This is a genomic window from Vreelandella venusta, assembly GCF_015689495.1.
Taxonomy (GTDB): domain Bacteria; phylum Pseudomonadota; class Gammaproteobacteria; order Pseudomonadales; family Halomonadaceae; genus Vreelandella; species Vreelandella venusta.
This window is the reverse complement of sequence record NZ_CP065135.1, coordinates 540747-561919: the sequence shown is the minus strand read 5'-3', so window position 1 is coordinate 561919 and position 21173 is coordinate 540747. Positions and strand designations below refer to the sequence as shown.

Annotated in this window: 26 protein-coding genes; 11 read left to right on the top strand and 15 right to left on the bottom strand. The window is 54.5% G+C overall.

Going from position 1 to position 21173, the window contains the following annotated elements; translation table 11 throughout:
* The first annotated feature begins 11 nt into the window (after positions 1 to 11).
* The 3 genes from dapD to IR195_RS02750 are packed head-to-tail and all read left to right on the top strand — an operon-like array spanning position 12 to position 2582.
* Entirely contained in the window at positions 12 to 1037 is a 1026-nt protein-coding gene (gene dapD, locus IR195_RS02760) for a 2,3,4,5-tetrahydropyridine-2,6-dicarboxylate N-succinyltransferase (RefSeq protein ID WP_125745436.1), read from the top strand.
* Positions 1024 to 2196, top strand: a complete 1173-nt coding sequence (gene dapE, locus IR195_RS02755; protein ID WP_172419847.1) for a succinyl-diaminopimelate desuccinylase — start codon at positions 1024 to 1026, stop codon at positions 2194 to 2196. Before dapD ends, dapE begins: the two co-directional genes overlap by 14 nt.
* Positions 2193 to 2582 carry a hypothetical protein gene (locus IR195_RS02750; RefSeq protein WP_125745432.1) on the top strand — a complete coding sequence of 130 codons (390 nt, stop codon included), beginning with the start codon at positions 2193 to 2195 and terminating at the stop codon, positions 2580 to 2582. Before dapE ends, IR195_RS02750 begins: the two co-directional genes overlap by 4 nt.
* A gap of 84 nt (positions 2583 to 2666) precedes the next feature.
* Here IR195_RS02750 and IR195_RS20515 read toward each other — a convergent pair whose 3' ends face one another.
* Positions 2667 to 3209, bottom strand: a complete 543-nt coding sequence (locus IR195_RS20515) for a cold-shock protein (RefSeq protein ID WP_125745430.1) — start codon at positions 3207 to 3209, stop codon at positions 2667 to 2669.
* A gap of 110 nt (positions 3210 to 3319) precedes the next feature.
* Between IR195_RS20515 and IR195_RS02740 the strand changes: the two genes are divergently transcribed.
* Entirely contained in the window at positions 3320 to 3568 is a 249-nt protein-coding gene (locus IR195_RS02740) for a SlyX family protein (RefSeq protein ID WP_125745428.1), read from the top strand.
* Positions 3569 to 3620: 52 nt separating this feature from the next.
* On the opposite strand, the gene ald is transcribed toward IR195_RS02740, so the two are convergent.
* From ald to radC, 7 genes are all read right to left on the bottom strand, one after another.
* On the bottom strand, positions 3621 to 4736 hold the full coding sequence (gene ald / locus IR195_RS02735; protein ID WP_125745426.1) for an alanine dehydrogenase: 1116 nt from the start codon (positions 4734 to 4736) through the stop codon (positions 3621 to 3623).
* A gap of 277 nt (positions 4737 to 5013) precedes the next feature.
* Positions 5014 to 5448, bottom strand: coding sequence for an acyl-CoA thioesterase (locus IR195_RS02730; protein ID WP_125745424.1), 435 nt, complete (start codon positions 5446 to 5448; stop codon positions 5014 to 5016).
* A gap of 73 nt (positions 5449 to 5521) precedes the next feature.
* Complete coding sequence (locus IR195_RS02725; protein ID WP_206048688.1) at positions 5522 to 6712, bottom strand: class I SAM-dependent rRNA methyltransferase; 1191 nt, start codon at positions 6710 to 6712, stop codon at positions 5522 to 5524.
* Between the two features lie 81 nt (positions 6713 to 6793).
* Positions 6794 to 7621, bottom strand: a complete 828-nt coding sequence (gene mutM / locus IR195_RS02720) for a bifunctional DNA-formamidopyrimidine glycosylase/DNA-(apurinic or apyrimidinic site) lyase (RefSeq protein WP_125745420.1) — start codon at positions 7619 to 7621, stop codon at positions 6794 to 6796.
* 186 nt (positions 7622 to 7807) lie between these two features.
* Positions 7808 to 7963 (bottom strand): 50S ribosomal protein L33, encoded by a 156-nt coding sequence (gene rpmG, locus IR195_RS02715; protein ID WP_009098622.1) that lies wholly within the window; start codon positions 7961 to 7963, stop codon positions 7808 to 7810.
* A 25-nt stretch (positions 7964 to 7988) separates the two neighbouring features.
* On the bottom strand, positions 7989 to 8225 hold the full coding sequence (gene rpmB / locus IR195_RS02710; protein WP_038481085.1) for a 50S ribosomal protein L28: 237 nt from the start codon (positions 8223 to 8225) through the stop codon (positions 7989 to 7991).
* Between the two features lie 263 nt (positions 8226 to 8488).
* The gene (gene radC / locus IR195_RS02705) at positions 8489 to 9163 is read right to left on the bottom strand and encodes a RadC family protein (protein ID WP_146944139.1); all 675 of its coding nucleotides are present in this window, start codon (positions 9161 to 9163) and stop codon (positions 8489 to 8491) included.
* A 152-nt stretch (positions 9164 to 9315) separates the two neighbouring features.
* Here radC and coaBC point away from each other — a divergent pair, with 152 nt between their 5' ends.
* The 5 genes from coaBC (at position 9316) to slmA (ending at position 14255) form a co-directional block, all read left to right on the top strand.
* Positions 9316 to 10692 (top strand): bifunctional phosphopantothenoylcysteine decarboxylase/phosphopantothenate--cysteine ligase CoaBC, encoded by a 1377-nt coding sequence (coaBC, locus tag IR195_RS02700; protein ID WP_241006784.1) that lies wholly within the window; start codon positions 9316 to 9318, stop codon positions 10690 to 10692.
* A complete protein-coding gene (gene dut, locus IR195_RS02695) occupies positions 10689 to 11150 on the top strand; it encodes a dUTP diphosphatase (protein WP_125745414.1) in 462 nt (153 codons plus the stop codon). The genes coaBC and dut overlap by 4 nt, the downstream gene beginning before the upstream one ends.
* A gap of 25 nt (positions 11151 to 11175) precedes the next feature.
* Positions 11176 to 12558, top strand: coding sequence for a phosphomannomutase/phosphoglucomutase (locus IR195_RS02690; RefSeq protein ID WP_125745412.1), 1383 nt, complete (start codon positions 11176 to 11178; stop codon positions 12556 to 12558).
* A 167-nt stretch (positions 12559 to 12725) separates the two neighbouring features.
* Entirely contained in the window at positions 12726 to 13625 is a 900-nt protein-coding gene (gene argB / locus IR195_RS02685) for an acetylglutamate kinase (protein WP_089039241.1), read from the top strand.
* Positions 13626 to 13646: 21 nt separating this feature from the next.
* Entirely contained in the window at positions 13647 to 14255 is a 609-nt protein-coding gene (gene slmA, locus IR195_RS02680) for a nucleoid occlusion factor SlmA (protein WP_125745410.1), read from the top strand.
* A 95-nt stretch (positions 14256 to 14350) separates the two neighbouring features.
* On the opposite strand, the gene rpoH is transcribed toward slmA, so the two are convergent.
* From rpoH to ftsY, 4 genes are all read right to left on the bottom strand, one after another.
* A complete protein-coding gene (gene rpoH / locus IR195_RS02675; protein WP_125745408.1) occupies positions 14351 to 15217 on the bottom strand; it encodes an RNA polymerase sigma factor RpoH in 867 nt (288 codons plus the stop codon).
* Between the two features lie 153 nt (positions 15218 to 15370).
* A complete protein-coding gene (gene ftsX / locus IR195_RS02670; protein ID WP_125745406.1) occupies positions 15371 to 16411 on the bottom strand; it encodes a permease-like cell division protein FtsX in 1041 nt (346 codons plus the stop codon).
* Positions 16408 to 17076, bottom strand: coding sequence for a cell division ATP-binding protein FtsE (gene ftsE / locus IR195_RS02665; protein ID WP_125745404.1), 669 nt, complete (start codon positions 17074 to 17076; stop codon positions 16408 to 16410). Before ftsE ends, ftsX begins: the two co-directional genes overlap by 4 nt.
* On the bottom strand, positions 17073 to 18500 hold the full coding sequence (gene ftsY / locus IR195_RS02660; RefSeq protein ID WP_206048686.1) for a signal recognition particle-docking protein FtsY: 1428 nt from the start codon (positions 18498 to 18500) through the stop codon (positions 17073 to 17075). The genes ftsE and ftsY overlap by 4 nt, the downstream gene beginning before the upstream one ends.
* A 90-nt stretch (positions 18501 to 18590) precedes the next feature.
* Here ftsY and rsmD point away from each other — a divergent pair, with 90 nt between their 5' ends.
* Both rsmD and zapB read left to right on the top strand, forming a co-directional pair.
* On the top strand, positions 18591 to 19217 hold the full coding sequence (gene rsmD, locus IR195_RS02655; protein ID WP_125745401.1) for a 16S rRNA (guanine(966)-N(2))-methyltransferase RsmD: 627 nt from the start codon (positions 18591 to 18593) through the stop codon (positions 19215 to 19217).
* A gap of 107 nt (positions 19218 to 19324) precedes the next feature.
* On the top strand, positions 19325 to 19519 hold the full coding sequence (gene zapB, locus IR195_RS02650; protein WP_125745399.1) for a cell division protein ZapB: 195 nt from the start codon (positions 19325 to 19327) through the stop codon (positions 19517 to 19519).
* Here zapB and IR195_RS02645 read toward each other — a convergent pair.
* Genes IR195_RS02645 through IR195_RS02635 form a run of 3 tightly spaced genes read right to left on the bottom strand, consistent with a single transcriptional unit; the run spans position 19516 to position 21148 of the window.
* Entirely contained in the window at positions 19516 to 19989 is a 474-nt protein-coding gene (locus IR195_RS02645) for a GNAT family N-acetyltransferase (RefSeq protein ID WP_125745397.1), read from the bottom strand. The genes zapB and IR195_RS02645 overlap by 4 nt on opposite strands.
* Positions 19986 to 20843 (bottom strand): hypothetical protein, encoded by an 858-nt coding sequence (locus IR195_RS02640; RefSeq protein ID WP_206048685.1) that lies wholly within the window; start codon positions 20841 to 20843, stop codon positions 19986 to 19988. Before IR195_RS02640 ends, IR195_RS02645 begins: the two co-directional genes overlap by 4 nt.
* Positions 20840 to 21148: a BolA family protein gene (locus tag IR195_RS02635; RefSeq protein ID WP_125745393.1), complete on the bottom strand. Its 309-nt coding sequence runs from the start codon at positions 21146 to 21148 to the stop codon at positions 20840 to 20842. The genes IR195_RS02640 and IR195_RS02635 overlap by 4 nt, the downstream gene beginning before the upstream one ends.
* Between the last annotated feature and the right edge of the window lie 25 nt (positions 21149 to 21173).

Below are 21173 nucleotides of genomic sequence, written 5' to 3'. Positions count from 1 at the left end.
GAAGACGCGTTATGCTGAGCTTCGCGCTTGGAATCGGCACCCAAAACACTCAGGGCAACTGGCTAGAAATCTACTATCCAGCACCACTGTTTAATCCTGCAGACAGCTTGGTAGCCGCAGCTAAAGAGGCGCTCGACGCCCCCGCTGGCAATACGGCGGTCAGTTTCCTGCCCGAAGATTGCACCCGCTTAGCCAAAGCACTGGAGGCTGCTGGCCACCCTGAGCAGGCAGCTCTCGCCGAATCATTTGCCGCCAGCCACCGCCCCCTGGTCGCGATGTTTTTAGAAAGCGATCAGGCACCGCAAACCGTCCCTGAAGTTTACTTAAAGTTGCACTTACTCTCTCACCGCTTAGTGAAGCCCCACGGCTTGGATCTGACGGGAATGTTTGGCCTGCTGCGCAACATCGCCTGGACCAACGAAGGCGCGATTGATATCGAAGAGCTGCCCGCCCGTCGCTTAAAAGCACGCTTAGCGGGTCGCGCGCTATCCGTCGACTGCGTCGATAAATTCCCCAAAATGACCGACTACGTGGTACCCACCGGCATCCGCATTGGCGATACTGCTCGCGTGCGCCTGGGCGCTTACCTAGGGGAAGGCACCACGGTAATGCATGAAGGCTTCGTCAACTTCAACGCAGGCACCGAAGGCCCTGGCATGATCGAAGGGCGCATTTCTGCTGGCGTCATGGTCGGTAAAGGCTCTGACCTGGGCGGCGGCTGTTCCACCATGGGAACACTGTCTGGCGGTGGTAATATCATCATCAAGGTAGGCGAAGGCTGCCTGATTGGCGCTAATGCAGGCATCGGTATTCCGCTAGGTGATCGCTGCACCGTAGAAGCAGGCTTGTATATTACTGCGGGTTCGAAAGTTACTCTGCTCGACGATCAGAAACAAGAAGTTAACACCGTGGCAGCACGTGAGTTAGCAGGCCAAGATGACTTATTGCTGCGTCGCAACTCACAAAATGGCCGTATTGAGTGCCTGACGAATAAAAGCGCCATTGCGCTGAACGAGGCACTGCATGCCCATAACTGAGCCTGAAACGCTGTCGCCCACGTTACAGCTCGCGTTTGAGCTACTTAGCCGGGCGTCGGTAACGCCGGATGACGAAGGCTGCCAGGAACTTATGATCGAGCGCTTAACGGCGCTCGGTTTTCATATCGAGCAACTGCCGTTTGGCGATGTCAAAAACTTCTGGGCAATAAGAGGCCATCACGGCCCCGTATTGGCCTTTGCCGGCCACACTGACGTCGTGCCCAGCGGGCCCCATACGAACTGGGAATTCCCACCGTTTGAGCCGTGTATTGATGAACACGGCATGCTCTGTGGGCGAGGCGCAGCAGACATGAAGGGCAGCCTAGCGGCGATGCTCACCGCTGTTGAGCGTTTTGTGACCACCCATCCAGAGCACGACGGCCGAATAGCGTTTTTAATCACATCCGATGAGGAAGGCCCCGCCATCGATGGCACCAGCGCTGTGGTTGAGCATTTACGCGAACGCAACGAGCGTTTGGACTACTGCATTGTCGGCGAACCCTCATCGACCGCTCGTCTGGGCGATATGATTAAAAACGGACGCCGTGGGTCATTGGGCGGCGTTCTCCATCTCAAAGGGATTCAAGGTCATGTGGCCTACCCACACCTTGCACGCAACCCTATTCACCAAGCGATGCCTGCACTAGATGCACTGGTTAATGAGCACTGGGACGCAGGTAATGACTTTTTCCCAGCCACCAGCTTCCAGATATCTAATTTTCGCGCGGGCACCGGGGCTACTAACGTCATTCCAGGTGAAGTAGAAGTTGTATTTAACTTCCGTTATTCCACGGAAGTTACCCACGAGATGCTAAGAAGCCGCACTGAGTCGATTTTGGATAAGCATGGCCTTGAGTACCACATCGATTGGGCTCTCAATGGCGAACCCTTCCTGACTGCAGAAGGCGAATTAGTCGATGCCGTCATTCGCGGTGTAGAAGCAGTGACCGGCGAGCGCCCTGCGCTGTCGACCAGCGGCGGCACTTCGGATGGTCGCTTCATCGCGACACTTGGCGCTCAGGTGGTCGAGCTTGGCCCGCTGAACGACACTATTCACAAGGTGAATGAGCGCGTGCGCGCCAGTGACTTGGACGAACTAAGCCGCATTTATGAGGCAACACTTCAAGCCTTGTTAACGAACGACGAGGTGAGCGTATGATGGAGCGCTTTCCGGATATCGAGGTATACCTTGCCAGCGTAGCGATAGACAAGCTCGATGCATGGCTAAGCGAAGCTCTCGATGCACCGCCTCTTAGCCCAGCAGGCAAGGGCAAATGGAAGACTCGCGGCCACCATCAAGGCGAAGCTGTGCCCGTACTATTGGTGGACAAAGCAGCCGATGGTTTTGCCAGCTTGTGGTTTGATAGCCACCACACCCCGTGGCACACCGATCAAGAGTGCGCTCAGCACGCTGCCGAAGCCTTACAGACCGAGGTTCGCTGCTCACTAGGTGGCTGGCATCCCGGTGATGACCCTGACCGCTTCTGGCAGGTACTGCCAGGGGGCCACGAAAAAGCCATTGAATGGCCTGACTCAGGTCGCTAAACGCACAAGACCCCGCTTAGCGGGGTCTTGTGCTTCAGCAGTTGACGATGCCAGCGCGACTCAATACAAGCGATGTACTAATAGCTACTCAATAATACTAACGTCATCCGCTTGAAGACCACGGTCATTTTTAATCACGTGATAGCGAACAATCTGACCCTCAGCAAGCATACGCGGGCCACGGCCACGAATGGCACGAAAGTGAACAAACACATCTTCACCATTATCTCGGGTAATAAAGCCGTAACCTTTATTGGTGTTAAACCACTTTACTTCGCCCTCTTCGCGACCATCATTGGGATCGATGATATCTTCCTCTTCATCATCTTCCATTTCAGGTACCGCTTGGGGCTGACGCGGCGCAGATTTAGTTCGAGCAATATCCGCTTTTACTACCATCGGCGGCGCCAGAGCAGCAGCGGCTAACGTACCGATAAATAACGCAATAAAACATCCCAGAGCAGCAGCAATGTACACACTACTTACCCCGCTGATGGCAAGCTCAGCCAGCCACTGCTCAGCAAGCGGTGCATTCGTTAAATGAACAATCCCCGCCAGAAGAAGTGGCGTGGGGGCGGCAAGTAAAACACTGATGAAGAAACAGCGAAAAACAACTTTTGGATTCATAGATGGTAAAAGCTCTCTTGTTGTATGGGTAACAGACGAAGGACAATACTCGGCCAACTAGGCCCATTCCTAACAGTACCGAGCATACTACACAAGGTCACGATGTTATCATGACAAACGAATTATCGCCTGCAGAGCTAACTCAACTTCTTGAATCTTTGGAGAGTCGACTGGCTTACCAAGAGCATTGGTTAGACACCCTTGACCAAGCGGTTGCCCAGCAAGAGCGGCGGCTAGAAAAGCTAGAGCAGTTAAGTACGCTGATGCGTGACCGCTTGCGCGAGCAGTATCAAGCGCTCCAAGCGGATAACTCACAGGGGGACAGCCGCCCAGAAGACGACGTCCCCCCTCACTATTAACAGCTCCTCCAGTATCAGCAGTATCAACTACTACTAATTGACGTAGCGATGATCACGCCACAACGCTCGCTGGGTCGATGCTGTTGAGTCCAAAAGCATCGGCAACAGCCTGATAAGTCACTTGACCATTATGGACATTAAGCCCTGGCAGGAAGTGCGGATCGTCTTTAAGCGCCTGCTGCCAGCCTTTATCAGCCAGCGCCAGAACAAACGGCAAGGTGGCATTAGTAAGACCCAAAGTCGATGTCCGCGCTACCGCGCCAGGCATATTGGCCACGCAGTAATGAACAATGCCATCCACAATATAGGTCGGCTCAGCATGCGTCGTCGGCTTGCTGGTTTCAAAACAGCCGCCCTGGTCGATGGCTACGTCTACCAAGACACTGCCCGGCTTCATATCGGCCAGCATGGTACGGGTAATCAACTTGGGGGCAGCGGCACCGGGAATAAGAACGGCACCGATGATCATATCAGACTCTTTAGCCGCCTGATCAAGGGCGTCCGCCGTTGAATAGACTGTTTTGATGCGCCCCTGGTAACGGTCGTCTAGCACCTCTAGGCGAGCAATAGACTTGTCCAGAATGGTCACCTCAGCCCCCAACCCTAGCGCCATACGGGCAGCGTTTTCGCCGACCACACCACCGCCAATCACGGTAACTTTACCTGGAGCAACGCCTGGCACACCGGGCAATAGCACCCCAGAGCCGCCCTGGGCTTTCTCCAAGCTATGCGCGCCCGCCTGAACTGCCATGCGCCCGGCAACCGTGCTCATTGGCGCAAGCAGCGGCAGCCCACCTCGTGCATCGGTAATGGTTTCATAGGCAATGCAGGTCGCACCGCTGGCCATCAGCCCTTGGGTCAATGTTTGCTCAGCGGCCAAGTGCAAATAAGTGAATAGCGTTTGGTTGGCGGTTAGACGCGCCACTTCCTCGGCCTGAGGTTCTTTTACTTTGAGAATCAGTTCGGCGCTTTGCCACAGCGCATCTACATTAGCTTCCACTCGCGCGCCCGCGGCTTCATAGTCGCTGTCGCTAAACCCGGCGCCTTCGCCAGCGGCTGCTTGCACGCTTACCGAGTGACCTCGCCCTACTAGCTCTCGCGCACCTGTCGGAGTAAGTGCCACCCGGTACTCGTGATTTTTGATCTCTTTGGGGACGGCGATTTTCATTAGCGTTTTCCTTCTCTATTGATTGTTAGTGCTAAATCTCAACTGCTAAGTCTCAACGGCTAGATCGTCAGAGCCTCATCTGTACTACCTATCTCTACCATCTAGCCGTTAGAGCCAGGCCATCAATAAGCGCTATTAAGCAAATTACAGCACAGCTGGCACTAACAACCACCCCAAGCCATAAAAACAAAAAAAACGCCGACCAAGGCGTTTTTTGAGAGAAAAATCTAACGTTTAACGAAAATCAGCAAAAAAATCGACGGCATTTAAGCATTAGCTACTCAGTCACTACCGCACCACCGTAAATGCGCTGATACTCATCAGGCAGCCGAGTGGGCCGACCACTGCTAAGCGTCACACAGGCAAACTTGGTACGTGCATTTAGCAACGTTTTACCACTCCCCACGCGCTTCAGCTGGAATCGGCGGGTCAAACTAAAACGGCCATCGCAGGCAACAATCCAAGTCGCCAACTGCAACTTGTCATCGATAAAGGCGGGCGCCAGGTAGTCCAACTCATGGCGCTGAACGACCATGGCGCGGTCAAGAGACTGATAGCGCGCAAGGGATAGCCCCAAGGCTTCAGAGTGGGCCCAACTTACCTGCTCAACCCAGCGTAAGTACTCGCTGTTATTGACATGCTGGTAGGCATCAATGGCCTCCGGCGTCACTTGAAGATTGATCACAAAAGGATCTGGCAGTGCCCACTCCATCATACAGCTCCTTGTGGTTACTCCTCGGTGCTATTTTTTGCCTTGCCAATGTTCGCCAAACAGCGTTTTTGGCTTAGTCGCGGAATACCCGCACGCCTAGCGCTTTTAGATACGAGGTTTCCGGGATGGCCGGATGAACGGGGTGGTCAGGCCCCTGGTGCCCCTGAAAAATCACCTGGCCATGACGGTCTTGGTGGCGAACCGCGCCACGAACCACATCCACCAAACGCTCAGACGCGAGGTGCATGGAACACGAGGCCGACAATAGCAAGCCATCACGGCCCAGTAGACGCATCGCCTCTCGATTCAGACGAGAGTAAGCGCGCTCACCATTAGGGATATCCTTGCGCTTTTTGATAAACGCAGGCGGATCAAGAATGATCACATCAAACTGTTCGCCATCAGCCTTCAGTGCCGCTAACGCTTCAAAGGCATCGCCTTCGGCTACCGCTACGTGCTCCTGTACACCATTTAGCTCAGCATTGCGAGCCACCTGGTCCAGCGCCGGGGCAGAAGCATCGACACATAGCACTTCCGAGGCCCCGCTCGCAGCCGCCTGAACTCCCCAGCCGCCCACGTAACTGAATACATCCAGCACACGCTTGCCCGCTACTTGGCTGTTCAACCATGCGCGGTTGACACGATGGTCGTAAAACCATCCTGTCTTTTGACCATTCAGCACAGGCACTGCAAAGGTAACGCCATTTTCTTCCAGTAAAACCTCGTCAGGAAGCGTTCCCTTTACCACTTCGACGTGGGCTTCTAGACCTTCCTGACGGCGGCCGCCCGTATCATTACGGAACACAATGGCATTAGGTTTAACGACTTTTTCCAGCGCATCAACAATATCTTCTGCCAACGCTTGCATACCCGCAGTATTCAACTGCACCACCAGCACATCGCCGACGCGGTCAATCACCAAGCCCGGTAACAGGTCACCTTCACCATGAATCAAACGGTAAAAAGGTTTATTGAACAGGCGCTCACGCAGCGCTAGCGCTTGGTTGAAGCGGTGTACGAATAACGAACGATCTAGGCGCATCTCTGGATCACGCGACATCACCCGACCACAAATCAGCGAGTGCGGGTTAATGTAAGCGACGCCAAGGGTTTTGCCATTGGAAGCCTCAACCAACGCAGGCTCACCAGCAGCAAAGTTTTTTAGTGGCGTCTCTTTGATATCTACCTCATTGGAGTAGATCCAAAGATGGCCCGCTTTCAGGCGGCGATCGGCATTTTTATTCAGGCGCAGGCGTTGAGTCACAACAATCTCCAAAAGAACAATCTTGCAAAACACACAGGCTCTGCAAGCATCGGCAAAACAGTTAATATCAAAGAGCGGCCGCTAACGCTGGCAACCAGGGCAAAACACACTGGCCCGCTGGCCTAGCGTGATACGACGCAGCTCAACGCCACAGCGTAGGCAAGGCTGCCCATGACGCCCATATACATTCAGTTGCTGGGCAAAGTAGCCTGGCTCGCCCTGCCCACTGACAAAGTCCCGTAGCGTGGTGCCGCCTTGGGTAATCGCCGCTGCCAGCACCTCTTTAACCGCAGCGGCTAACTGCTGATAGCGGGCCAGAGAAATTTTCCCAGCGGCACGTCGAGGGTCAATACCCGCCATAAATAGCGCTTCAGCGGCGTAAATATTCCCCGCCCCGACCACCACGCGGTTATCCATTAAAAAAGGCTTTACCGCAACGCGTTTATTACGCGATGCGTTATAGAGCCAGCGACCGTTAAACGCGTCATCCAACGGCTCAGGACCAAGGTGCGCAAGGCGCGTATCCAAACTGCCATCGCCCTGCTGCCAGTCAACAAAACCAAAGCGGCGTGGGTCATGGTAGCGCAGCACATACCCCTTGGCCGTCACCACATCAACATGGTCATGCTTTTTAGGCAAATCGCCGACGCTTGCAATCCTTAGGCTGCCCGACATGCCTAGATGCCACAACAGCGTGGCCTCACCTTCGAGAGTCGCCACGGGGATTTGTAGATATTTAGCGCGGCGCTTTAATACGCCAACCCGAGCGCCGACTAGCCGCTCGGCTAAATCCTCAGGTACCGGCACGCGTAATCGGGGCTGTCGCACCAGCACCTCGGTAATCTCTTGCCCCTCTAAGTAGGGGGCAATGCCGCGTCGCGTCGTTTCAACTTCAGGCAATTCGGGCATGATGAAAGTCTATGATGACAGCACCGTGACAACCACTCTGTCGCCTAAGCGGTGCCGAAGCGTAGGGACGGGTACCACTAACCTACCCAGTAAGTGGCTAAATACCGGGCATGCAAAAACCCGGCTTAGGGCCGGGTTTTTCAACAGGCGCTCGCCTGCGGTGAAAGCCGATCATTGTAATCGCGATTACTTGATCTTAGCTTCCTTGTAGATAACGTGCTTACGGACGACCGGGTCGTATTTCTTGAATTCGAACTTATCCGGTGTATTCCGCTTGTTCTTATCCGTGGTGTAGAAGTGGCCAGTACCGGCACTAGACACCAGCTTGATCTTATCGCGCATGGTTTAACTCTCCCAAAATGCTAGCTTAGATGGCATCGCCGCGTTTGCGGATATCAGCCAGAACCGTTTCGATACCTTTCTTGTCGATGATACGCATTCCTTTAGAGGAAACGCGCAGCTTGACGAAGCGGTTTTCAGATTCAACCCAAAAACGATGGGTGTGCAGGTTCGGCAAGAAACGACGACGTGTCTTACGCTGGGAGTGAGAAACGTTATTACCAGTTACCGGACGCTTGCCGGTAACCTGACATACTTTGGACATGAGAGCCTCCAACCGCTTGGCCAGGGTATAAGCCTGAGTGTTCAAAACTGTCGGGCAAACCGGAGCAGGGAGGGAGTCGACGCAGTTAACCGCCTAGCTGTACCCAAATCCGTTATTCAACCCAAGTTTAAAGGTGGCACTTTATACCAGAGCGCCCGGCTACCAGCAAGCAAAAACGCCCCAAAATGCCAAAAAAGGCATCTTTTGGACAATTTACTTAGGTAAACGACGAGATTTTGTCGTCGCACCATTTTCATTAATTGCTATAACCAACCGCGCTCGGCAAACGAAACCACGTTACCGTCCCCCACCACGAAATGATCAAGCACTCGCACATCGAAGAGTGCAAGGGCATCTTTTAGACGTTCAGTAATACGTCTATCAGCATCGCTAGGTTCAGCAACACCCGATGGGTGGTTGTGAGCCAGGATGACAGCACCAGCGTGTAATTCAAGCGCACGCTTGGCTACTTCGCGGGGGTAAACGGATGCGCTGTCTAGGGTACCGCGAAACAGGGATTCATAGCGAATAATTCGATGCTGTGTATCTAAAAAAAGCACCGCAAACTCTTCATGCCCCAGATGACGAAGCTGGGAGCTCAAGTAATGACGCACAAGCGCCGGCGATGTGAGCGCATCGCCACGGGCAAGCTGGCTCGCCATATGGCGTCTGGAAAGCTCCAGGGTCGCCTGAAGCTGGGCAAATTTTGCACTACCAAGCCCTCGAGCCGCACAAAACTGATCCTGATCTGCTTCCAGCAGTTGTCTTAAGCCACCAAAACTGGTCAACAGGTCCCTTGCCAAATCCACCGCAGAGCGTCCCTGAACGCCTACTCGCAAAAAAATGGCCAGTAGCTCAGCATCTGAAAGCGCCTGCACCCCCATGGTCAATAACTTCTCGCGTGGCCGCTCACCTTCCGGCCAGTGATTAATTCCCATCGCCGCCTCCCTGCCCACCCTGATAGCGCTGTCTGCGCTTGCAACTGCGCCCACCCCAACTGACTTTTTCAACCGCTGCTTGAGCATGCCAAAATAACCCGTCAAATGGTATGGTACTCACCTTTAACAAACGCTACATGGGACTACCCATCATGGCCTTATTAACGCCATCCCCGTTAACCTCGCTTGCTGGCAAGCGCCTGCTGCTTGGCATTAGCGCCGGTATTGCGGCTTATAAAAGCGCGCTGATTGTTCGGTTACTCAAGCAAGCGGGCTGTGAGGTTCGCGTGGTAATGACCGAGGGTGCTCAAGCGTTTATCACGCCATTAACGCTCCAGGCACTGTCAGGAGAGCCGGTACGCACCTCGTTGCTTGACCCTGAAGCTGAGGCTGGCATGGGGCATATTGAGCTGGCTCGCTGGGCAGATGCCGTATTGATTGCCCCAGCAACGGCTGATTTGATCGCCCGATTGGTACATGGCATGGCTGATGACTTGCTGACCACTCTCTGTCTAGCCTGTGAAGCCCCCAAGTTGATGGCACCGGCCATGAATCAGGCCATGTGGCGACATCCTGCAACCCAGCGCAATGTCGCGCAGCTAGCCAACGATGGCTGGCAGTTGATCGGACCAGCAGCAGGGGATCAGGCGTGTGGCGACGTCGGCCCAGGGCGAATGAGCGAACCAGAGGTTATTGTTGATTGCTTAGCACAGCATTTTGCTTATGCTGCAAAACCACCAACGCCAACCTCTGCGCCGCACATAGTGATTACTGCGGGCCCCACCCGCGAGGCGCTAGACCCCGTGCGCTATCTATCCAACCACAGCTCAGGAAAAATGGGTTACGCACTGGCCGCTGAAGCTGCCGCCCAGGGAGCCCGAGTAACCCTGATAAGTGGCCCGGTTAATCTCCCCACGCCTCACGGCGTTGAGCGCATTGATGTAGAAAGTGCCGCACAAATGCATCACGAAGCGTTAGCACTCGCCCCCCGTGCAGGCCTATTTATTGGCTGTGCTGCGGTCGCTGATTACCGCGCTGCCAGCGCTGCCGAGCACAAAATCAAAAAAACCGACGACAGCGATACGCTAACGCTTACGCTAGTCAAGAATCCTGACATTATTGCCGATGTCTCCGCGCTGCCTGCTGACCAACGCCCTATTGTGATGGGCTTCGCCGCCGAGACTCAGGATGTCGCACGCTATGCGGAAGACAAATTAACCCGCAAAGGGCTAGATATGATTGTTGCCAATGATGTTTCCCAGCAGGGGCTCGGTTTTGGCAGCGATAACAATGCCGCTCTGCTGCTGTGGCGCTCTGCGGCAGGAACCAAGCAACTGGTAGCCCCGCCTCAGCCTAAAACGCAGCTGGCTGCGCTAATTATTCGTCACGCGCTATCACTGCTGCCTTCTCAGCCAGCTTCTCAACTGCTATCTCAACCACCTTCTCAACCACCTTCTCAACCACCTTCTCAACCACCTTCTCAACCACCTTCTCAATTGTCCTCTCAATCCCCCGGAGAATTATCATGAGCGGTTCTCGCCCACGCTTGCAGTGCAAAGTATTAGATGAACGCCTGCACGACTACCTCCCTTCCTATGCGACAACTGGCTCAGCAGGGATGGATTTGCGAGCACTGCTAGACGAACCGCTGACGCTTGCTCCTGGTGACTGCCAACTGGTACGAACAGGCCTTGCCATTTACATCGAAGATCCTGGCTTGGCAGGCATGATCTTGCCTCGCTCCGGGTTAGGGCATAAGCACGGTATCGTGCTAGGCAACCTCGTCGGCCTCATCGACTCTGATTACCAAGGCGAGCTGATGGTATCCGTGTGGAACCGTGGCCAAAGCAGCTTTACGTTATCGCCCTTTGAGCGTCTCGCTCAGTATGTTGTTGTTCCCGTCGTGCAAGCGGAGCTTACACTTGTCGATGCCTTTGAAGATTCCACTCGCGGCAGCGGTGGTTTTGGCAGCACAGGCAGCCAATAGTTTTAGCGCATATCTAGGAGCGACAATGAACGTACCTGCGTCGATATTTCGTGCTTACGACATTCGCGGCATTGTGGACGATACGCTTAACGAGACCACCACCGAACTCATTGGCCGAGCCATTGGTTCTGAAGCCGCCGCTCGAGGCGAGCAAACGGTCATTGTCGCACGTGATGGACGGCTTTCCGGACCACATCTGCAAGCAGCGCTAATTCGTGGCCTAACAGCCTCAGGACGAGACGTTATAGATATCGGCATGGTACCCACACCCGTGCTTTACTTCGCCACCCACACGCTGCCTGAAAGCTGCTCTGGGGTCATGCTAACCGGCAGTCACAACCCGCCTGACTACAACGGTTTCAAAATCGTCTTAGCGGGTGAGACGCTCTCCGGCGATGCGATCACCGCCCTCTATGAGCGTATCCAAGCAAACGACCTAACCAGCGGTCAAGGCAGCGTTCGCCAGCACGACCTACGCACGGCGTATCTTGAAAGAATTATTAGCGACATCCATCTGGAGCGCCCGCTGAGCGCTGTCGTGGATTGTGGCAACGGAGTCGCCGGAGAACTTGGCCCGCAGCTTATCGAGCGCCTGGGGGTGAAAACCACCCCATTATTTGCCGACATTGATGGGCACTTCCCGAATCATCACCCCGACCCAGGTAAACCTGAAAATCTGCGCGACTTGATCCACAGTGTTAATGAAACAGGTGCTGATATTGGCTTGGCCTTTGACGGCGACGGCGACCGCTTAGGCGTTGTCACACCAAGTGGCCGGATGATTTACCCTGACCATCTACTGATGGTATTTGCAGCTGATATGCTGTCGCGCACCCCCGGTGCCAAGGTGATCTTCGATATCAAGTGCACCGGTCACCTAGCACGAGTTATTAGCGACGCTGGCGGTGAACCTGAAATGTGGCGCACCGGGCATTCACTAATCAAAGCACGCATGCGGGAAACAGGTGCTGAGCTGGGCGGTGAGATGAGCGGGCATATTTTCTTCAAGGAGCGTTGGTACGGATTTGACGACGGCCTTTACGCCGCGGCCCGCTTGCTTGAGATTCTAGCGCGATACAACGGCAGTGCTGACCAATTATTTGATCAATTTCCACAAGATATCAGCACGCCAGAGATTAATATCACGGTTGCTGATGAAGAAAAATTCGCGCTTATCAAGAAGCTTGCTAGAGAAGGCGACTTCGGCGAAGGTATCAAAACCACGATTGATGGCATTCGCGTGGACTATACCGATGGCTGGGGGCTTTGCCGAGCCTCCAACACCACACCTGCGTTAGTACTGCGCTTTGAGGGTAGCGATGTCGCCGCACTGAGCCGAATAAAAGCCCGGTTTGCCAAGGCCCTGGCAGAGATCTCGCCAGCACTGACGATCCCTGAACCACAATAATGTAAGCAAATACGACAGGGTGAACAGAAGAAAAATGATCGCGCCAGGAGAACGCGCGACACAATAAGAATGTTAAACAACACGCCGCATGAAAAAGCCAATGCTCGTGCTGTAATAACGGTCGTGATAAAAAAGTAGCGACGGAAAAAATCAAAAGGGACAACGTCATGAGTTCAACTAGCCGCGACCCCCAGGTCGTTGTAGAGGTATTGTCAGAAGCCCTCCCCTATATCCAGCAATTTTCGGGCAAAACGGTTGTCGTTAAATATGGCGGCAACGCTATGACTGAAGATACCTTGATCGACTCATTCGCGCGCAACATCGTGCTGATGAAAGAGGTCGGTATTAACCCAGTCGTCGTCCATGGGGGCGGGCCACAAATTGGCAGCCTACTGGAAAAACTGAATATCGAATCGCGCTTTGTGAACGGCATGCGAGTGACCGACTCCCAAACCATGGACGTCGTGGAGATGGTGCTAGGGGGGCTGGTCAATAAAAGCATTGTCAACTTGATCAATCAAAGCGGCGGCAAGGCCATTGGCTTAACCGGCAAAGATGGTGCACAAATTCGTGCTCGGCAGCTGAAAGTAGAGCACCAAAGCCCTGAAATGACCGTTCCGGAAATTATCGATATTGGCCACGTAGGCGAAGTGGAGTCTATCTCCACCGATCTTATTGAGATGCTTGCCGCTAGAGATTTCATTCCGGTGATTGCACCGATCGGCGTTGACGGTGAGGGGCACAGCTATAACATCAACGCCGACTTGGTAGCAGGTAAACTGGCCGAGGCACTCAACGCTGAAAAACTGATGCTCTTGACCAACGTCGCGGGCCTGATGAACAGTGAAGGAGAGGTGTTAACGGGTCTAACCACCGCTCAAGTTGACGCCTTAATTGCCGACGGCACGATATACGGTGGTATGCTGCCCAAAATACGCTGTGCGCTAGATGCGGTAAAAGGCGGCGTTAACAGCGCTCACATTATCGACGGCCGTGTTCCCCATGCGGTCTTGCTGGAAATCTTTACCAATGCTGGGGTAGGCACCCTGATTACTGACGCAGGTTAACCGCGACGGAGTGCTAACGTCATGAGTGACGAACAAAAACCTCGCCGCCGCGAGCAAATCCTGCAAGCGTTAGCCGTTATGTTGGAAGAGGATAGCGGCAAGCGCATTACTACCGCTGCGCTTGCCCGCCAGGTTGGCGTCTCAGAAGCAGCGCTGTACCGACATTTCCCCAGCAAAGCACGCATGTTTGAGGGGCTGATCGACTTCATTGAAGAAACCATCTTTGCGCGCATTACCCGCATCCTAGAGGATATCCCCGATGCGGCGTCTCGATGCGGCACTATCTTGGCTTTACTTCTAGGCTTTGCCGAAAAAAATCCTGGGCTTGCCAGGGTACTGGGAGGCGATGTACTAACTGGCGAAACGGCCCGCCTGCGCCAGCGCGTTCACCAGCTGTTTGAACGTATGGAAACCCAGTTAAAGCAGATACTGCGGGAAGCTGAGCTGCGTGAAGGACTACGCACCAGCATATCCGCTTCAGCAGCAGCCAACCTGCTGATCGCCCAGGCTGAAGGGCGTATTTCTCAGTATGTACGCAGTGACTTCAAGCGCTTGCCAACCGAGTACTGGGACGACCAATGGGGGCTGCTATCAAGCCAGCTGCTACGAGCAGCCGTACAGTCGGCTTAGAAGCGTTGACAAAACACCCACGCCAATAAAAAACACCCCGAAGGCAGTGCCTCCGGGGTGTTCATCTAACGTACTTACCCGACATAGGTGCTCGATTAAGCAGCGATGGCTTCGCCCATTTTTTGGCGCAGTTTTTTCATCGCATTCTTTTCGAGCTGACGAATGCGCTCAGCACTGACGCCATAAACATCGGCTAGATCGTGCAGCGTCGCTTTATCATCAGTTAGCCAACGACGTTGCAAGATGTCCCGCGAGCGCTCATCAAGCCCTTTTAAGGCTAGCTGTAAGCGGCGCGTTGAGTCTTCCTCAAAGTTACTATCCTCCAGCAGCGTCGCCGGATCAGCAGAAGCGTCATCTAAAAAATACGCTGGCGCTTGATAGGTGCTCTCTTCGTCATCGCTAGGCGACGCATCAAAACCTGCATCGTAAGCCGACAGACGCCCTTCCATATCGCGCACTACTTCTGGCTTTACGTTGAGGTCTTCCGCAATCGCGTTAACTTCATCGTTGTTTAACCAGGCTAAGCGTTTTTTAGCGCTACGCAGGTTAAAAAACAGCTTGCGCTGAGCTTTCGTGGTGGCAATTTTGACAATACGCCAATTGCGCAGCACAAACTCGTGAATTTCTGCTTTGATCCAATGCACAGCAAATGACACCAAGCGGACACCCTGATTAGGATCGAAACGCTTAACGGCTTTCATTAGACCAACGTTACCTTCTTGAATCAGGTCAGCTTGAGGCAGACCATAACCCGAGTAACTACGAGCAATATGCACCACAAAGCGCAGGTGCGACAGCACCAAGCGGCGTGCGGCTTCCAAGTCACCCTCATCGTGGAGGCGGAATGCAAGCTCACGCTCTTCATCAACGCTTAGTACGGGGATGCCGTTAACCGCTTGAATATAGCCGCCCAGATCGTGACCTGGAGAAAGCTGTCCCACCGGTAGAAGACTAGTGCTCATGTGCAGGTGGTCTCCCTTAAAACCTATCGTGGTTAGTGTTCTGTTAACTCTAAGACCTTAGCCTAAGCATAAGGTTCAAATAACCGATGCATTCACTGCATAAGACACAAAACGGGGTGGAAATTCCCGCTACTGACCGCATAACAAACATAATCAACGCGGACGTATGCTAGAGAGATGGCGCGAGACAGCCAACCAAGCTCCCAGCCAGCCCAATAGTGTACTGCAAGATAGCAGAATTGTAGAGCCTGTCACATCTAACTGCGGCAATACGAAGTTCGCACCGTAACTTGCCGCCAGGGCGGCAACCGGCATCGACAGCCAGTGGTTGCCAAAACCTAATAGCCCCAGCGCCAGCAAACCGCCGCCTACGCCGTACCAAGCCCCACTATAGAGGAAGGGTCGACGGACAAAGGCATGAGTCGCGCCAATAAGCATCACGACCTCGATTTCTCGTCGTCGGCTCTCAACTGAAAGACGGATAGTGTTGCCCACCACCAGCAGCACACCACAGCCAAACAGCACCCCAAGCGCGAGCGCCACCCGTCGCCCAAGATCCGCCAAATGACGCAAACGCTCTACCCACGCCAAGTCCACCCGCACCTCGTCCACCCCAGAGAACGTCTCCAAGCGCTGCGCGAGTTGTGCCATAGCAGCGGGATCAACGCTGTGTGGATAAATTACAATACTGGCTGGCAGTGGATTATCTTTAAGCCCCGCCAAGGAGTCTTCTATCCCCAGCGACTGCTGAAACTCAACCATACCTTGTTCGGCGCTAATGAGACGCGTTGTTGCGACGCCTTCGTCCGCAATAACCGCTTCTTCAATGCGAGCGGACTGCGCAGCGTCTACGATCGTTTCCAAATAAACGGTGAGGGTTGCACTCTCATTCAGCTCTGCATCTAGCAGCTTGGCGCTATCTAAGGTTAACCAAAGCGCCGCTGGCAAGACTAACGCAATGGCGATCGCCAGCATGGTTAGCAAATTACCGACCGGATAGCGTACCAGGCGATAAAGGCTATCTAATGCCATTGCACGATGATGGCGTCCCCAGGCGCGTAAGCGGCTGCTAAAGCGTGTTTGCTGTGAACGTGCGCCACGCCGCTCGGCGGGTGGCTCACTGGGAGTTCGAGCCGTTTGCCGCTTCCCCTTGGGGGCTGCACCTATAGGACGGGGTGTCACGGCACGCTTCATACGCCCCCCTCATCGGCCACCAGACGACCATCCTGCAAACGCAAGATACGATGGCGTAGTCGCGCAATCAGCGCTAAGTCGTGACTGGCAACCATCACGGTGGTGCCAATGCGATTGAAGTCTTCAAACAGCGCCATAATGTCGGCAGAAAGCTGTGGATCAAGATTACCAGTCGGCTCATCAGCAAGCAGCAGAGCTGGCTTATTAACCACTGCGCGGGCAATGCCCACTCGCTGCTGCTCACCGCCGGAAAGCTCTACCGGTAGCGCTTTTTCGCGGTGTAAAAGCCCGACCTTATCCAGTGCCGCACGAACGCGCCGCGCCGTTTCACGAGGCTCTACCCCCTGGATTTCTAGCGGTAGAGATACATTGCGGAACACACTGCGATCAAACAGCAGTTGGTGGTCTTGAAACACCACGCCAATTTGACGACGGTAAAACGGCACTTGGCTGGCGTGGAGTTCGGCAATATCGTGCCCAGCTACCACGACTCGGCCCCGGCTAGGCTTTTCGAGGCGCATAATCAATCGAAGCAACGAGCTTTTACCAGCCCCCGAATGCCCGGTCAGGAACACCATTTCGCCTCTTGCAACGCGAAAGTTAAGGTGTGCCAGCGCCTCAAAGCGCCCTCCATAGCGCTTACCCACATGTTCAAAAGCGATCATGCGCGGCCATCATCCCCTTGCCGATCAAACAGCGCGTTAACAAAGTCATCTGCCTCAAAGGGGCGGAGATCATCCAGCGCTTCGCCCACGCCGATAAAGCGAATCGGTGTTTTTAACTGCTTCGCCAATGCGAAAATAATCCCACCCTTAGCAGTACCATCCAGCTTCGTCAGCGTAATGCCACTGATCGGCACAGCGTCGTTAAATGTGCTGGCCTGGGAAATAGCGTTCTGGCCAGTCCCTGCATCCAGCACCAGCATCACCTCATGGGGAGCAGTGCTATCCAGCTTCTGCATGACCCGATGAACTTTTTTCAACTCTTCCATCAGATGGCTCTTGTTATGCAGCCGCCCTGCCGTGTCGGCAATCAGTACATCCACGCCACGTGATTTGGCAGCCGCCACCGCGTCGTAAATCACTGAAGCGCTATCAGCCCCCGTGTGCTGCGCAATCACCGGCGCGTTGTTACGCTCGCCCCATACTTTAAGCTGCTCAACCGCCGCTGCACGGAAGGTGTCGCCTGCAGCGAGCATGACGCTTTTACCTTCACGCTGAAAACGCTGGGTCAGCTTGCCGATAGTCGTTGTTTTGCCTACGCCATTAACACCTACCACGAGTATGACAAACGGCCCTTCACTCTCTTTTTCAAAGCTTAGCGGTGTTGCTACCGGCGCAAGCATCAATGCCAGCTCTTCTTGCAACCCGCGATAAAGCGCTTCTGGGTTATTCAATTCTTTGCGCGAAACGCGCGCCTCAAGGCGTTCAATAATCTCACTCGTGGCTTCAATGCCCACATCCGCCATCAGCAGCTGGGTCTCAAGGTCTTCCAACAGCTCATCATCGATCTGTTTTTTGCCTAAAAACAGATCGGCAATACCGTCCGTTAGATTGGCGCGGGTTTTGCCTAGCCCTGATTTAATACGAGCGAACCAGCCTCTCTTTTCGCCCTTTTCCGCAACGGGCTTCTCTTGAAGAGCCGGTTTAGATGCAGGCACCATGGCCGGCTCTGGCTCCGGTTCTGGTTCTGGTTCTGGTTCTGGTTCTGGCTCTGGTTCCGGCTCTGGCTCTGGCTCTGGTTCCGGTTCTGGCTCTGGTTCTGGCTCTGGCTCTGGCTCTGGCTCTGGCTCTGGCTCTGGCTCTGGCTCTGGAACAGAGGCTGGCTCAAGCTCTAGTTCTGCTTCACTTGTTTGTACCTTTTCAGCGGTTTCTTCAGCGGATGCCGTGTGTTCCGTCGGCATCGTTTCAGGCACGGGCGCTTCTTGCACAACCCCTTCCGCCGTTGGCGGGGCCTGCTCTGCTTTATGCTCTAGCGCTGGCTCTTGGGCAACCCCTGCTTCGCTGTGCTCCTCTTGAGACAGCGCCTGCTGATCTTGCTGCTCCTGTGGGGAGTCGTGCTTTTTCTTACGTTTGAAAAAACCGAACATAGGTGTCATCCGACTAAATAGGTGAACATTGCGATTATCCTACCACCGCAGACCAAGACTTTGGATAAGTAGCCCGCTACAATCCGCGTTATGAAACGACAACGCTCTTCTCGCCCCTCTACTTCTCGCTCATCGACAGCGCGGCGCGGGCCTGCCAAACCACCAGGTAAGCTACGTATTATCGGCGGCGACTTTCGCCGCCGCCAGTTACCTGTACTCGACCATCCAGGGCTGCGCCCCACCCCTGATCGCGTGCGTGAGACTCTGTTCAACTGGCTAGGCCAACACCTGTTTGGCAGGCAAGTGCTAGACCTCTTTGCTGGCACGGGAGCACTAGGCTTTGAAGCCCTTTCCCGCGGTGCCAGTAACGTGACGTTTATCGAGCGCGACGCCCGAGTAGCCGCGCTAATTAGTGAAAATATTATCACCCTTGGCGCCAGTAATGGCCGAGTGGTATCTACCGATGCGCTCGCTTTTCTCAACCAACCCTGCCAGCAACCTGCGAATATCGTCTTCCTTGATCCACCGTTTCACCAAGGCTTAGCCGATGCCTGCTGTTCAGCATTAGAAACCGGAGACTGGCTTGCAGACGATGCCATGATCTATCTGGAAACTGAAAAGTCTCTATCTCCAAACGTGCCCACTAACTGGCAGCTGTACCGAGAAACCCAGGCAGGCGAAAGCGCGGCTCGCCTCTATCTTCGTAAACCCGTGTAAACTGCGCTTGCCGCAATCTTGCAGCGGCGTTACGCTCGCCTAACTGAATTACATTTTTGTCCCCGCTATGACAGGTAGTGTGCCTGTCGACATTATTGGAGGTAGGCATGAGCCTTGAGTTATTTAACCAGTTGGAACAGAAAATTACCGACACCGTTGAGGCGTTGGAATTGATGAAGCTTGAAAATGAAGAACTTCGCGGCGAAAACGCCCAGCTAAAGCAGGATCGTGAAGAGTGGGAGCGTCGCTTACAGGGCGTACTCAGCAAATTTGAAGATATCGAAAGCAATAGCGTGTCTTAAAGCACGCGCGACATCAGTAGCGCATCTTCCCGCCCGGCTGCCCCCTGCGCAGCCGGGTAGTAGCCTCGGCGCCAACCATCTTGATTAAACTCGTAGCGCTGATAAAGCTTTATCGCCCGTAGGTTACTTGCCCGCACTTCGAGCAGTAAGCGCTCGCTTTGCCACTGCTTGGCACAGGCGACTACTGCACCAAGTAGCTTGCCACCGATCCCCTGCCCCTGCTGCTGTGGAAGCACTCCAATCGCTTGAAGCTCTGCCTCAAATGGCAAACGAACCACGATGGCATAACCAAGCAGCACGTTGCCAACGGATGCATGGCCAGCCAGCGCGAGTGGTTGCCAGCAACCAAGCACCTGTGAATTAGGGTCGTTTAGCGCATCATCGAGATGCTGCGAACTGATACCACTGTTAGCCTGCGCTTCTAACGCCTGTAACCTAGCACTGTCAGCAACGCTTAATGGGCTTATCACTGGGTGACAACCTCAGCACGCCACTGCTGGCCAAGCGACACCAGCGCAGGCCAAAGCTTACGCTTGGCGCTCGCGTGTTCGGCAAGCGTCCTCAACGCAGGGCCTTGCCACACGGGCAACGACAGCGTTTTGCTCTGTTGCTGACTAACAGCCATGACCCGCGCTAAGGGAGAGTCATCGGCTAACTCGTCAGCTCCCCACCACAACAGGCGCTCCAACTGCCAGCCCTGCCTGCCTGCCGCGCCAGCAATAAAGGCAGCTACCCCATCTTGCGCTTCTTCTAGCGGCTCCTGCGGCGTGAATGTGTTAGCCATTGGCGGCCATTTAAAATACGTCACCGCGGGCATTTCACCGTTCAACACCCCCGCTGCCCGTAACATATTAGCCAGCAATTGCTGTTCAATAGGCGTTATTTCCCCCTCATGAAGGCTTAACCAGCGCCCACCCACACAAATACAGGAAAGGCTGAACGTCAGCGGTTCCACTTTGCTAACAGGCGATTTTTCCTGCGTAGAGCTTTCCTGTGCAGCAGTCACGGGGGCGTCGGCTGGCTTATTATCAGGAGCAGGAGGCTGGCCCAGCAGCGCACGCACCGCCGCCGGGGCTGAAGAGGGTGACAATGCCGAGCCAGTGGCAGCGGGAGTGCTATCGCCTTCCGCTGACTGATGACGCGAGCGAGGTGCCGGGGCATCGTCCAATAGCGCGTGAAGCCGCTCTCGCGGTGGAGTCACAGCAGGCGCATCTTCCCATTCGCACGCCTCAGTAGGACGTGCGTTAGGCAGTTGATATCTGGATGCCCAGGCTGTTATACCCATCGCCTCCAAATACTGCCGACGAATAACGTCTGGCGTCACTGGCCGCCGCCCCGACAGTTAGGCGAATTCGGCCGCTCGCCGCCACGTGCCTGCCACTCTTGTGGGGTGTACAGATGCAGTGCCAGTGCATGCACAGGCCCAGATAGTTCATCGGCGAGCAGCGCATAAATCTGTTGATGGCGTTTCACCGGCATGATGCCATCGAAGCTATCGCTTACCAGGGTGACTTTAAAGTGGGTCTCAGCGTTAGCCGGCACGTTGTGCATGTGGCTTTCATTTTCTACGTGCAGCACGTCGGGCGTTAACGCCGCTAACTTCTGCTCAATCTGTGTCTGCATCGCCATGAGTACTTTTCTCCTTCAATCAGCA

Excerpts from the sequence above, each read along its gene's own strand:
- dapD (WP_125745436.1), top strand. The coding sequence starts at position 12 with ATGCTGAGCTTCGCGCTTGGAATCGGCACCCAAAACACTCAGGGCAAC.
- dapE (WP_172419847.1), top strand. The coding sequence starts at position 1,024 with ATGCCCATAACTGAGCCTGAAACGCTGTCGCCCACGTTACAGCTCGCG.
- IR195_RS02750 (WP_125745432.1), top strand. The coding sequence starts at position 2,193 with ATGATGGAGCGCTTTCCGGATATCGAGGTATACCTTGCCAGCGTAGCG.
- IR195_RS20515 (WP_125745430.1), bottom strand. The coding sequence starts at position 3,209 with ATGAATCCAAAAGTTGTTTTTCGCTGTTTCTTCATCAGTGTTTTACTT.
- IR195_RS02740 (WP_125745428.1), top strand. The coding sequence starts at position 3,320 with ATGACAAACGAATTATCGCCTGCAGAGCTAACTCAACTTCTTGAATCT.
- ald (WP_125745426.1), bottom strand. The coding sequence starts at position 4,736 with ATGAAAATCGCCGTCCCCAAAGAGATCAAAAATCACGAGTACCGGGTG.
- IR195_RS02730 (WP_125745424.1), bottom strand. The coding sequence starts at position 5,448 with ATGGAGTGGGCACTGCCAGATCCTTTTGTGATCAATCTTCAAGTGACG.
- mutM (WP_125745420.1), bottom strand. The coding sequence starts at position 7,621 with ATGCCCGAATTGCCTGAAGTTGAAACGACGCGACGCGGCATTGCCCCC.
- rpmG (WP_009098622.1), bottom strand. The coding sequence starts at position 7,963 with ATGCGCGATAAGATCAAGCTGGTGTCTAGTGCCGGTACTGGCCACTTC.
- rpmB (WP_038481085.1), bottom strand. The coding sequence starts at position 8,225 with ATGTCCAAAGTATGTCAGGTTACCGGCAAGCGTCCGGTAACTGGTAAT.
- radC (WP_146944139.1), bottom strand. The coding sequence starts at position 9,163 with ATGGGAATTAATCACTGGCCGGAAGGTGAGCGGCCACGCGAGAAGTTA.
- coaBC (WP_241006784.1), top strand. The coding sequence starts at position 9,316 with ATGGCCTTATTAACGCCATCCCCGTTAACCTCGCTTGCTGGCAAGCGC.
- dut (WP_125745414.1), top strand. The coding sequence starts at position 10,689 with ATGAGCGGTTCTCGCCCACGCTTGCAGTGCAAAGTATTAGATGAACGC.
- IR195_RS02690 (WP_125745412.1), top strand. The coding sequence starts at position 11,176 with ATGAACGTACCTGCGTCGATATTTCGTGCTTACGACATTCGCGGCATT.
- argB (WP_089039241.1), top strand. The coding sequence starts at position 12,726 with ATGAGTTCAACTAGCCGCGACCCCCAGGTCGTTGTAGAGGTATTGTCA.
- slmA (WP_125745410.1), top strand. The coding sequence starts at position 13,647 with ATGAGTGACGAACAAAAACCTCGCCGCCGCGAGCAAATCCTGCAAGCG.
- rpoH (WP_125745408.1), bottom strand. The coding sequence starts at position 15,217 with ATGAGCACTAGTCTTCTACCGGTGGGACAGCTTTCTCCAGGTCACGAT.
- ftsX (WP_125745406.1), bottom strand. The coding sequence starts at position 16,411 with ATGAAGCGTGCCGTGACACCCCGTCCTATAGGTGCAGCCCCCAAGGGG.
- ftsE (WP_125745404.1), bottom strand. The coding sequence starts at position 17,076 with ATGATCGCTTTTGAACATGTGGGTAAGCGCTATGGAGGGCGCTTTGAG.
- ftsY (WP_206048686.1), bottom strand. The coding sequence starts at position 18,500 with ATGTTCGGTTTTTTCAAACGTAAGAAAAAGCACGACTCCCCACAGGAG.
- rsmD (WP_125745401.1), top strand. The coding sequence starts at position 18,591 with ATGAAACGACAACGCTCTTCTCGCCCCTCTACTTCTCGCTCATCGACA.
- zapB (WP_125745399.1), top strand. The coding sequence starts at position 19,325 with ATGAGCCTTGAGTTATTTAACCAGTTGGAACAGAAAATTACCGACACC.
- IR195_RS02635 (WP_125745393.1), bottom strand. The coding sequence starts at position 21,148 with ATGGCGATGCAGACACAGATTGAGCAGAAGTTAGCGGCGTTAACGCCC.